Consider the following 11,920-nt stretch of genomic DNA (forward strand, 5'->3'; position numbering starts at 1 on the left):
GTTGCTGGTCTGTCATTGATTCGCCGTCGGCTTACCGTGTGTCGCGGCATCCGGTTTCGTCGTGGCATTCGCTGATTCCGGTATATGTCCAAGATTCCGGTGCGGTCGTGATGCCTAGGGCGATGCGGGATCTGTCCCCACTGGAGCCTACACTTTATGAGGTTGTCCGGTTCACGCTGTGCCATCGGGGCATGGCGACCCGGGTCCCCCGAATCTCTAGGAGACAAACTATGAAGCAGGGTATCCATCCTGATTATCACGCGGTGCAGGTCACTTGCTCCTGCGGCAACACCTTCGTCACCCGCTCCACCTACAAGGGCGATCACATGACCGTCGACGTGTGCTCCAGCTGCCACCCGTTCTACACCGGCAAGCAGAAGATCCTCGACACCGGTGGCCGCGTGGCTCGCTTCGAGAAGCGTTACGGCAAGAAGTCCAAGTGATTCTTGCCGCTTAGGCGTTCTGCCTAGGCACATGGAATGCCAGTTCGTGATCGGACTGGCATTTTTTGTTGCGCATCCGGGTTTCCGGGGCACCTTATATGATTGACAAGTCGAGCAGAATCCGGCGACGCATCTTCCGTCGGAATGCATACAGAGAAGCAGACAGCAGCAGATAGAAAAGGCGTACATTGGCAGACGAACAGTTCCCCGCGGCGGTGACCGCGCTTGAGGAATACCGTAATATCGAACAGCAGATGGCCGAGCCCGAGGTCGCGTCGAATCCGGACAAAATGCGCAAGCTGGGTCGTCGCCACGCCGAACTCGGCTCCATCGTCTCCGCCTACACCGCCTACAAGCAGGTGAAGGACGATTTGGAAGCCGCCAAGGAAATGGCGTCCGAGGATCCTGATTTCGCCGAGGAGGCCAAGCGTCTGGAAGGCGAGCTTCCCGCCGTCGAGGAGAAGCTGCGCACCGCGCTGATTCCGCGCGATCCCGACGACGCGCGCGACACGATCATGGAGATCAAGGCCGGCACCGGCGGCGAGGAGGCCGCGCTGTTCGCCGGCGATTTGCTGCGCATGTACATGCGGTATGCGGAAAAGCGCGGCTGGACGGTGACGTTGCAGAGCGAGAACACCACCGAATTGGGCGGTGTCAAGGATGTGCAGCTGGCGATTCGTGCCAAGGGCACTCCGGCGCCGGAGGACGGTGTGTGGGCGTCCCTCAAGTACGAGGGCGGTGTGCACCGCGTGCAGCGCATCCCCGTCACCGAATCGCAGGGACGCATCCAGACGTCCGCCGCCGGTGTGATCGTGTTCCCCGAGGCCGATGACGACGACGATGAGATCGAAATCGATCCGAAGGACTTGAAGATCGACATCTTCATGAGCTCCGGCCCGGGAGGCCAGTCCGTGAACACCACGTATTCCGCGGTGCGCATGACCCACATCCCGACCGGCATCACGGTGAACATGCAGGACGAGAAGAGCCAGATCCAGAACCGCGCGGCCGCGTTGCGCGTGCTGAAGAGCCGTCTGCTTGCCATGAAGCACGAGCAGGAGGCCGCCGAAGCCGCCGACATGCGTCATTCCCAGGTGCGCTCCCTTGATCGTTCCGAACGCATCCGCACCTACAACTTCCCGGAGAACCGCATCGTCGACCACCGCACGAATTACAAGGCGTACAACCTCGACGCCGTGCTCGACGGCGACCTGCAGGCCGTGATCGACAGCGACATCCAGGCGGACGAGGCCGATCGTCTCGCCAACCAGAAGTAAGGCGGAACAGGTGGCGACCGTATTCGAAACCGTGCGGTCCGCTGCGGCCGGATTGCGCGCGGCGGGCATCGACACTCCCGAACACGATGCCAAGTTGTTGCTTGCCGAGGCGTTCGGCACCGATCTGCAGACGGTCGACAAGGCCATGCTGATGGGGTATGGGCCTGACGGGCTGGCGGCCCATGCGTCGGGTTTTGATGGAATGGTCAGGCATGCCGGTGCCGAAGGGCCGTCCAAGCATGCCGGTGTCGGAGGAATCGACGCGTCCGATTCCTCGGAACCAGCCATGGAAGCCATGGAACAAGACTCGTACAACACCATCGAAACCGCGCTCCGCGAATTTCGCGGCATGGTGGAACGACGCGCCGGACGCGAGCCGCTGCAGCATATCACCGGTCATACGCCGTTCCGTTATCTCGATCTGAAGGTCGGTCCGGGAGTGTTCATTCCACGTCAGGAAACCGAACTGATCGTGCAGGAGGGCATCGACTGGATCACACGCCATGGCATGTATTCGGTGCGCGCCGTCGACCTGTGCGCCGGCAGCGGCGCGATCGGACTGGCCTTGGTGACGGAGGTGCCGGGCGCGAAAGTATGGGCGGTGGAGAAAAGCGAGCGCGCCGCGCGATGGACGCGCCGCAATCTGGAGGAAACCGTCAGAACGCATCCCAATGTCGCGGGCGACTATCATCTGGAAATCGCGGACGCCACGCAGGCGCCGACGCTGAGCCAGCTGAACGGCACCATCGACATGGTGCTCACCAATCCGCCATACGTGCCGCTCGCCGACGTTCCGCGGCAGCCGGAAGTGCGCGATTACGATCCCGACATGGCCTTGTACGGCGGTTCGGCGGACGGCGCGCTGATTCCCGAGCGCATCATCGCGCGTGCCGCGGATCTGCTCAGATCGGGCGGTTTGCTGGTCATGGAGCACGACATCACGCAGGGGGAGCGTTTGTCGGCGTTCGCGGATACGCATGGATTCGGCAAAGTCGCGGTGCATGATGACTACACCGGCCGTCCGCGATTCCTTACTGCGGAAAAAATCTGATAAAAAATCAATTTGAGGGTATAACATACTGCGGTTCATCTAGAAAAGAAAGAACAGCTGTGAACAACAACTATTGCAAAAAATTGGCTGCGCTATGCCTCACGGCCGTTATGGGAATAGGCGTTTCGGCATGTTCCGGCGGCAACATGTATGCGACGAGCGATAGCAGCATGAGGCTGTCGGACAGCGATGTGATCACCTTGGGCGCCGTGACCACCAATTCCGGTTCAGCCGCGGCATATGGAGAGGCCGAGCTCAGCGGATTCAAGCTGGCGATCAGCGAGATCAACGCCAAAGGCGGCATTTTCGGCAAGAAGATCGTGCTCAAGTCCATGGACGACAAGGGCGATGTGCTGGAGGCGTCCAACGCCTTCAACCGTCTCGCGGGGGAGAAGGACGTCATCGGCATTCTCGGCCCCACGATCTCCTCCACCACCGGTGCCGTGGCCTCGCTGGCCGACCAGAACCAGCTGCCGTCCATCGCGCCGGCCGCGACGTCGGATTCCATCGAGACAGGCGGTTATCTGTTCCGCACGTGCTTCAAGGATTCCTACCAGGGCGAGATCGCGGCCAAATTCGCGGCCGAGGACCTCAAGGTCAACAAGGTCGCGGTGCTGTACGGAACCGGAGACCCGTACTCGTCCGGTGTGGGCAAGGCGTTCGTGACGGCCGCCAAGAAGGCCGGTCTGGAGGTCGTGGCCGAGGAGAATTCCTCCAGCGCCGACGACACCGAATATTCGTCTCAGCTGCAGAAGGTGCAGGCTGCGGGCGCCGAATTCCTGTACGCCCCCTACTACTATTCCGCGGCGGGCCCCTACATCATCCCGCAGGCGCGTTCGGTGGGCTACGAGGGGTACATCATGGGCCCTGACGGCTATGACGGCCTGCAGATCACCGGCAGCAAGTCTCAGTACGACAAGGTGCTGTACACGACGCATTATTCCCCGGACGACAAGTCCAACACCAAGGTGCAGAAATTCATCGAATCGTATAAGAAGGCCAATAACAACGCCTCGCCGAACACCTTCACCGCATTGGGATACGATTCCGTCTACATGTTCAAGCAGGCCATCGAAAAGGCGGGTCCGAAGGCCAGCCGCGCCGACATCCGCAATGCGATCTACGGTATGAGCTTCTCCGGCGTCACGGGCAAATTCACGCTCGATTCGCATGGTTCGCCGAAGAAATCCGTGATCGTATTGGAAATGAAGAACGGCAAGCCGACGTACCGCAGCACCATCCAGCCGGCCAAGTGACGGTCTGTTTGGCGCCCCGCCCGCGGGCGGCCGGCTTGTGGACGGGCCGGAAGCATTTTTCATCACAGTCATCATTCATCAAGGAAATCGAATCGACCTTCAATAGGTCGTTTCGCAAAAGCTAAATCTATAAGAAAGGGGGAATGATGGGCAATCAGATCATTATGTTTATCAGTCAGATCTTCAACGGTCTGAAAATCGGCAGCGTGTACTCACTCGTCGCTTTGGGCTACACCATGGTGTACGGCATCATTCGTCTGATCAACTTCGCGCACGGCGACTTCATCATGGTCGGCGCGTACGTGCTCATGCTTACCATTCCGGCAATCATCGCCTGCGGCCTGCCCGCATGGCTTTCCGTCGTCCCCGCGATCCTCGTCTGCGTCGCGGTCGGCGTGATCGTGGAGAAGGCGGCGTACAAGCCCGTCCGCGAGAAGGGCAACAACATGACCGCCCTGATTACGGCCATCGCCATGAGCCTGTTGCTGGAAAACGGTTCCCAGGCGCTGTTCGGCGCCGACTACCAGACCATTCCGACGATCATCCAGATTCCGTCCCTCGCCATCGGCGACCTCAAGATCGACGGCGCGACCATCGTGACCGTGCTGCTCGGCATCGTCATCATGATCGCGTTGCAGCTGTTCGTCTCCCGCACCAAGCAGGGCAAGGCCATGCGTGCGGTTTCCGAAGACAAGGAGGCGTCCATTCTGATGGGCGTCAACGTGAATTCGACCATCACCCTGACCTTCGCCATCGGATCCGGATTGGCCGCGGTGGCCTCGCTGATGTACTGCATCTCCTACCCGCAGGTGTCGCCGATGATGGGCGCCATGCTGGGACTGAAGGCGTTCGTGGCCGCGGTGCTCGGCGGCATCGGCTCCATTCCGGGCGCCATGGTCGGTGGTCTGGCGATCGGCGTGGTCGAAAGCCTGACCAAGGCGTATATCGGCACCATCACCGGAGGCGTCATCACCTCCGCGTTCGCCGACGCGATCGTGTTCGGCATCCTCATCATCGTGCTGCTGGTCAAGCCGTCCGGTCTGATGGGCGAGCCGGAAAGCGAGAAGGTGTGATCGCATGAAGAAATCAATGCTTTCCATCAAACAGTCGTATCTTGTCTGCGCCATTGGCGTCGCCGCGTTGTTCGCCGTGCTCATGGGCGTGTGCGAGACCGGCGTGGTGTCCCTGTACGTCAAGGGCGTGCTGATGACGTGCTGCATCGCGATCATCATGACCACCTCGTTGAACCTTACCATCGGCGTGCTCGGGCAGCTGACGTTGGGCTGCTGCGGTTTTGAGGCGATCGGCGCCTATTCCGCGGCTTTGCTGAGCAAGATAATCGTGGCCAACGGCATCGCGATGAACGATACGGTGCGCTTCCTGCTGGTCACCATCGTCGGCGGGCTGGTCGCATGCCTGTTCGGTGTGATCATCGGCATCCCCGCGCTGCGTCTGCATGGCGATTATCTGGCCATCATCACGCTGGGCTTCGGCGAGATCATCCGTGTGATCATCCAGAACCTCAAGGTCGCGGGCGGAGAAGGCCTCGACAAGGGGCAGCAGGGACAGGCGCTGATCGGCATCGATCGCCTCGCCAACCTGTATGTGGTGTTCTGGATCACCGTCGTCACCGTGGTGCTGCTGTTCATGTTCGCGCGCTCCCGCTACGGACGCGCGGTGAAGGCCATCCGCGACGATGAGATCGCGGCCGGTGCCTCCGGCATCAACATCACGTATCTCAAGGTGATGGTATTCGCGATCTCCGCGTTCTTCGCGGGCATCGCCGGCGGCATCTTCGCGCAGTACATCGGCGCTTTGACGCCGTCCATGGCGGGCTGGCTGCAATCGATCAACTATGTGATCATGGTGGTGTTCGGCGGTATGGGTTCGCTGACCGGTTCCATCGTCTCGGCGATCGGCCTGACGATTCTCCCGGAATTGCTGCGTGCCTTCTCCGACTACCGCATGCTGGTCTATTCCGTGGTGCTGGTGCTCATCATGATCTTCCGTCCGCAGGGCATCTTCGGCAATTGGGAGTTCTCGCTGCCGAAGCTCATCAACAAGCTGTTCTACCCGGTGAAGACGAAGGCTCATGGCAGGTCCGACGCCGCGGTCGCCAACGAGAACGCAGCCAAGGACGACAGCAGCAGGAAGGAGCAGGCATGAGCGAGCCTATTCTGCGTGCCGAACACCTCGGCATCACCTTCGGAGGCCTCAAGGCCGTCTCCGATTTCAACATGACCATCGACTCCGGTGAGCTGATTGGCCTGATCGGGCCGAACGGCGCCGGCAAGACCACCGTGTTCAACCTGCTGACCGGCGTCTACCAGCCGACCGAGGGCGAGTTCTTCCTCGACGGCAAGCGCATGAACGGCAAGAAGACCTATCAGGTCGTTCGCGCCGGCATCGCGCGTACCTTCCAGAACATCCGTCTGTTCCGCCAGATGACCGTGGAAGAGAACGTGCTGGTCGCATTCGACCAGTCGTTCAGCTACAAAATGGGCGGTGCGATCTTCCGTACGCCGAAATTCTGGCGGCAGGAACACGACATGCATGCCAAGGCCATCGACCTGCTGAAGATCTTCGGCTTGGAGGGCCTTGCCAATACCGAAGCCGCCAATCTGCCGTATGGCGAACAGCGCAAGCTGGAAATCGCGCGTGCGCTGGCGACCGGCATGAAGCTGCTGCTGCTCGACGAGCCCGCGGCGGGCATGAACCCGACCGAAACCGAAGACCTGCTGAACTGCATCAACACCATCCGCGATCGTTTCGGCATCGCGATCCTGCTCATCGAACACGACATGAGCCTGGTGATGAACGTGTGCCAGCGCATCCAGGTGCTCGACTACGGACGCACCATCGCATCGGGGACGCCGGAGGAAATCGCCAGCAATCCGCAGGTCATCTCCGCATACCTCGGTTCCGACGAGGAATCCTCGGAATCTGAGGAATCCTCGGAATCCCAAGAAGCTTCAAAGGAGGACTGATGCTGGAAATCAAGGATCTTTCCGTCTCCTACGGTGCCATCGAGGCCGTCAAGGGCATCAGTCTGACGGTGAACGACGGCGAGATCGTGTCGCTGATCGGCGCGAACGGCGCGGGCAAGACCACCACGCTGCATGCCATCACCGGACTGGTTCCGGCGCAATCCGGTTCCGTGATGTTCAACGGCACGGATCTGCTCAAAACCCACAACCATGACATCGTGCGGCTCGGCATGGCGCACATTCCCGAAGGCCGCCACGTGTTCACGCGCATGAGCGTGCAGGAAAACCTCGAAATGGGCGCGTACAGTTTGAAGGACCAGTCGTCCATGGCGAAGGACCTCGACATGGTTTTCGACATGTTCCCGCGTCTGAAGGAACGTCGCACGCAGAAGGCCGGAACGTTGTCCGGCGGCGAACAGCAGATGTTGGCGATGGGACGCGCGCTGATGAGCCATCCGAACACGGTGCTGATGGACGAGCCGTCCATGGGCCTGTCGCCGAAACTGGTCAAGGAGATCTTCTCCATCATCCGCAGATTGCACGAGCAGGGCATCACGGTGCTGCTGGTCGAGCAGAACGCCAAGATGGCGCTGTCCATCGCCGACCATGCATATGTGCTGGAAACCGGCAGAATCACCATGGAAGGCGATGCCAAGGATCTGCTCAACAACGAACAGGTTCGCAAGGCGTATCTGGGCGCGTGAGGAACGGGTACCCGCTGCAGTACAAGGGGTCACTCTCCTTGTGCGGTCGCTTGGCGTGTGTGAGCGACCGTATGGGGAGGGGCAAGACGGCTGACTCTCCGTTTGCGGTCGCTTGGCATATGTAGGCGACTGTAGGGGGAGAGAAACCATGGCTTGCTCTCCTTGTGCGGTCGCTTGGCGCATGTGATCGACCGCACGGGGAGAGACAGGACGTCTGACTCTCCGTTTATGGACATATGCTGAAGCGCTCGACGGAGAAGAGATTTGCCTTACAATGGTGAGGTTGAAGGCTATTCCAGGGAGGTATCATGAGCGAGATTCGCGCCATTACCGACGAATCCCTTGCCGAAGCTGTTGAAATCGTGCACGATGGCGGGCTGATTGTGATTCCCACGGACACCGTCTATGGCGTTGCCTGCGATCCGCGCAATATCGAGGCGATTCGCAAAGTGTTCGCCGCCAAGCATCGCCCGCAGTACAAGTCGTTGCAGGTGCTGCTGCCGTCCATTGAAGTCATGGATGGATTGCATCTCGAACTGCCGGTGCCATTGAACCGACTTGCTGCGATGTTCATGCCGGGCGCCTTCTCGCCGATAGCCGAGGCCGATGATCGGTGCACGTTGGCCACGCTGCGCCACGATTCCTCCACCGGAAAGAGCACGCAGGGCGTGCGTATTCCGAATTCCTCGGCGACATTGCGCATCCTGCGCGCCACTGGAGCGTTGGCGGCCACAAGCGCGAACCGTTCCGGAGAAGAGAGCGCGCAGACCGTCGAAGAGGCGAAGGCCGCCCTGGGTGACGCCGTGGATCTGTATCTTGATGGCGGCGCGACTCCGGGGCATGTGGCCTCGACGGTGGTGGCGGCCGACCCCCATGGCCGTGACGGCATCGCGATTCTTCGAGAGGGAGTGATCCGCGAATCCGTGATCCGTAAGGCCTTGACTGTGAATGGCGGTGCTTTGGGCGCATGAGAATCTACCTGTTTATCGCGGCGATCGCCGGTGGCGTGACTTATCTGATGACGCCGCTGATTCGACATGTCGCCATTGAGATCGGCGCTGTCGGTGAGGTGCGCGCCCGCGACGTGCACAAGATTCCGACGCCGCGATTGGGCGGTCTGGGCATGCTCATCGGGTTCACCGTATCCATGCTGTTCGCGTCGCGCATCCCCTTCATCGAAGGATTGTTCACGCAATCGCACCAGGCATGGGTGATTCTCGCCGGTGCGATTATGATCAGCTTGCTTGGCATGGCCGACGATTTGTGGGATCTTGATTGGATGCTGAAAATGGCCGGCCAGCTGCTGATCTCCGTATTCGTGGCGTGGGGAGGTCTGCAGATCATCTCATTGCCGCTCGGTTCCCTCGTCACCGCTTCGCCGAGTCTGTCGATGGCGATTACCGCGTTCCTGATCGTCGCGTCCATCAATGCGGTCAATTTCGTGGATGGCCTCGATGGATTGTCTTCGGGGATTGTCGCGATCGGTGGCATCGCCTTCGCGATCTATTCGTATATCATCGCCCGCAATTCGCCGTCGTATGCGTCCATGGCGACGTTGATCGACATCGCCATGGTCGGCATGTGCGTAGGATTTTTGCTGCACAACTGGCATCCGGCGAAATTGTTCATGGGTGATTCGGGCTCCATGCTGCTGGGCTATCTCATCACCTGCGCGTCGATTGTGATGACCGGCCGCTTGGACCCGGCCACCATCCACGCGAGCATCTATCTGCCGGTGTTCATGCCGATTCTGTTGCCGATGCTGGTGCTGTTCCTGCCGATTTTGGATATGTGCCTCGCGATTATCCGCCGTGTGAGCAAGGGACAGTCGCCGATGCATCCGGATCGCATGCATTTGCATCACCGGATGCTGCGCATCGGACATTCCGTGCAGGGCGCCGTGCTGATTCTGTGGGGCTGGGCCGCGCTGATCGCATTCGGCTCGATCATGACGCTGTTCTTCAAGGCGCAGCATGTGCTGATCGGATTCGTTCTTGCGGCCGTGGTATTGACCGTCGCCACGATGTATCCGTACCTGAAGCGGAGGATTCCCGAACTTCGTGAGGAGAACGCCGCGGCGGACGCGCAGCATGCGAGCGGACGTGCGGAAGTGCAGACGGGCTCCCACGCCAAGCCGCGGCTTATCGGCCATGCTACTGCCGAGGCGAAGCCTGCCGAACGTGGGACCGGTGATGCGCAGGTCGGTGGCAACGCGGCTGCCGGCAGATCATGAGTCTGCATGAACTGATGTAAATCGGTGCGAATCGTCATGAATCGGTGTGGGCAGGCAATCGTGGTACGTGCGTCACGCATTGGGCGCCGTCAAAGTTCGTAAAAGCGTACATATATGATGTTCGTTTTGGCGATGGCTTCGCATGAGGAAGTCGAATCGTCGGCGTTTTCGCGTGTGACACGCGGCGGACAAAATATGGTTAAACGCTTTGTCATACGGTATAAGTGGGTTTTATAACAGGCGTGGTTTTCCGCCGATTTCGCCGTGTCGTGGGAAGTCCGCCCAGATTTCTAAAGTGGGCACATGGCTACAATTCCTGATATGAATGCAGAATCCACGTACGCTCCACTTCCACCGATTTTCGCACAGCTGGGCCTCGCCTATGACGATGTGCTGCTGCTGCCGAACGAGACGGATGTCATCCCGTCCGAGGTGGACACCACCACTCACCTCACCCGCAACATCACGATGAAGGTCCCGGCGATCTCCGCCGCAATGGACACCGTCACCGAATCCGACATGGCGATCGCCATGGCCCGTAACGGCGGCATCGGCGTGCTGCACCGCAATCTTTCCATCGACGACCAGGCCGCCCAGGTCGACATCGTCAAGCGCTCCGAATCCGGCATGATCAACGATCCGCTCACTGTGAGCCCGGACGTCACCCTCGCCGACCTCGACAAGCTGTGCGGCCGCTTCCACATCTCCGGTCTGCCGGTCGTCGACAAGGACAACAAGCTCGTCGGCATCATCACCAACCGTGACATGCGCTTCATCGCTTCCGAGGACTACGACCGCCTCAAGGTCTCCGAGGTTATGACCCGTGAGAACCTGATCACCGGTCCGGCCAACATCTCCAAGGAAGACGCCCACGATCTGCTGGCCAAGCACAAGGTCGAGAAGCTGCCGCTGGTCGACAACGAAGGCCACCTGACCGGTCTGATCACCGTGAAGGACTTCGTCAAGACCGAGCAGTACCCGGACGCCACCAAGGATGACCAGGGCCGTCTGCGCGTGGCCGCCGGCATCGGCTTCCTCGGCGACGCCTACAACCGTGCATCCGCGCTGATGGAAGCCGGCGTGGACGTGCTCGTGGTCGACACCGCCAACGGCGAGGCCAAGCTGGCCCTCGACATGATCCGTCGCCTGAAGTCCGATTCCGCCTTCAACAACGTCGACATCATCGGCGGCAACGTGGCGACCCGCCAGGGCGCCCAGGCCATGATCGACGCGGGCGTCGACGCGGTCAAGGTCGGCGTCGGCCCAGGCTCCATCTGCACCACCCGCGTGGTCGCCGGCGTCGGCGTCCCGCAGCTCACCGCCGTGTACGAGGCCGCCCAGGCCTGCCGCGCGGCCGGTATTCCGTGCATCGCCGATGGCGGCATCCACTACTCCGGCGATATCGCCAAGGCCCTGGTCGCCGGCGCGTCCTCCGTGATGCTGGGCGGCACCCTCGCAGGCTGCGAGGAGGCTCCGGGCGAAAAGGTGCTTCTGCATGGCAAGCAGTACAAGCTCTACCGTGGCATGGGCTCCCTCGGCGCCATGGCTCCGCGTGGCAAGAAGTCCTACTCCAAGGACCGCTACTTCCAGGCCGACGTCACGTCCAACGACAAGGTCGTTCCGGAAGGCGTCGAAGGCGAGGTTCCGTACCGCGGACCGCTGAACGCGGTGCTGTACCAGATGATCGGTGGCTTGCACCAGTCCATGTTCTACATCGGCGCGCACAACATCGCCGAAATGCCGGAACGTGGCAAGTTCATCCGCATCACCGATGCTGGTCTGCGTGAATCCCACCCGCACGACATCGTCATGACCGCCGAGGCTCCGAACTACTCCGGCCGTCAGTGATCTGACGTCGATTTTGTGATGTGATGGGCTGCGGCCAAATGGCTGTGGCCCATCTTTTGTTTCCACCATAGGATGACGTGCCTTGAACATGAGGCTGGAATCACAAGGTCGGCACCATGGT

Annotated in this window: 11 protein-coding genes; all 11 read left to right on the plus strand. The window is 60.6% G+C overall.

Annotated elements, in window-relative coordinates:
• Positions 1-230: 230 nt before the first annotated feature.
• The 11 genes from rpmE (at position 231) to guaB (ending at position 11,799) form a co-directional block, all read left to right on the plus strand.
• Entirely contained in the window at positions 231-443 is a 213-nt protein-coding gene (rpmE, locus tag B3C64_RS05210) for a 50S ribosomal protein L31 (RefSeq protein WP_291534206.1), read from the plus strand.
• Between the two features lie 188 nt (positions 444-631).
• Positions 632-1,720, plus strand: coding sequence for a peptide chain release factor 1 (gene prfA / locus B3C64_RS05215; protein ID WP_291534208.1), 1,089 nt, complete (start codon positions 632-634; stop codon positions 1,718-1,720).
• Positions 1,721-1,730: 10 nt separating this feature from the next.
• On the plus strand, positions 1,731-2,771 hold the full coding sequence (prmC, locus tag B3C64_RS05220) for a peptide chain release factor N(5)-glutamine methyltransferase (RefSeq protein WP_291534210.1): 1,041 nt from the start codon (positions 1,731-1,733) through the stop codon (positions 2,769-2,771).
• A 110-nt stretch (positions 2,772-2,881) separates the two neighbouring features.
• Entirely contained in the window at positions 2,882-4,027 is a 1,146-nt protein-coding gene (locus tag B3C64_RS05225) for an ABC transporter substrate-binding protein (RefSeq protein WP_291534226.1), read from the plus strand.
• Between the two features lie 146 nt (positions 4,028-4,173).
• Positions 4,174-5,100: a branched-chain amino acid ABC transporter permease gene (locus B3C64_RS05230; RefSeq protein WP_291534212.1), complete on the plus strand. Its 927-nt coding sequence runs from the start codon at positions 4,174-4,176 to the stop codon at positions 5,098-5,100.
• A 4-nt stretch (positions 5,101-5,104) separates the two neighbouring features.
• Positions 5,105-6,193: a branched-chain amino acid ABC transporter permease gene (locus B3C64_RS05235; RefSeq protein ID WP_291534213.1), complete on the plus strand. Its 1,089-nt coding sequence runs from the start codon at positions 5,105-5,107 to the stop codon at positions 6,191-6,193.
• The gene (locus B3C64_RS05240; protein WP_291534214.1) at positions 6,190-7,014 is read left to right on the plus strand and encodes an ABC transporter ATP-binding protein; all 825 of its coding nucleotides are present in this window, start codon (positions 6,190-6,192) and stop codon (positions 7,012-7,014) included. The genes B3C64_RS05235 and B3C64_RS05240 overlap by 4 nt, the downstream gene beginning before the upstream one ends.
• A complete protein-coding gene (locus B3C64_RS05245; protein WP_291534215.1) occupies positions 7,014-7,718 on the plus strand; it encodes an ABC transporter ATP-binding protein in 705 nt (234 codons plus the stop codon). The genes B3C64_RS05240 and B3C64_RS05245 overlap by 1 nt, the downstream gene beginning before the upstream one ends.
• 308 nt (positions 7,719-8,026) lie before the next feature.
• On the plus strand, positions 8,027-8,689 hold the full coding sequence (locus B3C64_RS05250; protein WP_291534217.1) for an L-threonylcarbamoyladenylate synthase: 663 nt from the start codon (positions 8,027-8,029) through the stop codon (positions 8,687-8,689).
• Positions 8,686-9,951, plus strand: coding sequence for an MraY family glycosyltransferase (locus tag B3C64_RS05255; protein WP_291534219.1), 1,266 nt, complete (start codon positions 8,686-8,688; stop codon positions 9,949-9,951). The genes B3C64_RS05250 and B3C64_RS05255 overlap by 4 nt, the downstream gene beginning before the upstream one ends.
• 303 nt (positions 9,952-10,254) lie before the next feature.
• Positions 10,255-11,799 carry an IMP dehydrogenase gene (guaB, locus tag B3C64_RS05260; RefSeq protein ID WP_291534221.1) on the plus strand — a complete coding sequence of 515 codons (1,545 nt, stop codon included), beginning with the start codon at positions 10,255-10,257 and terminating at the stop codon, positions 11,797-11,799.
• Positions 11,800-11,920: the final 121 nt, after the last annotated feature.

It is taken from the genome of Bifidobacterium sp. UBA6881 (assembly GCA_002451435.1).
GTDB lineage: Bacteria > Actinomycetota > Actinomycetes > Actinomycetales > Bifidobacteriaceae > Bifidobacterium.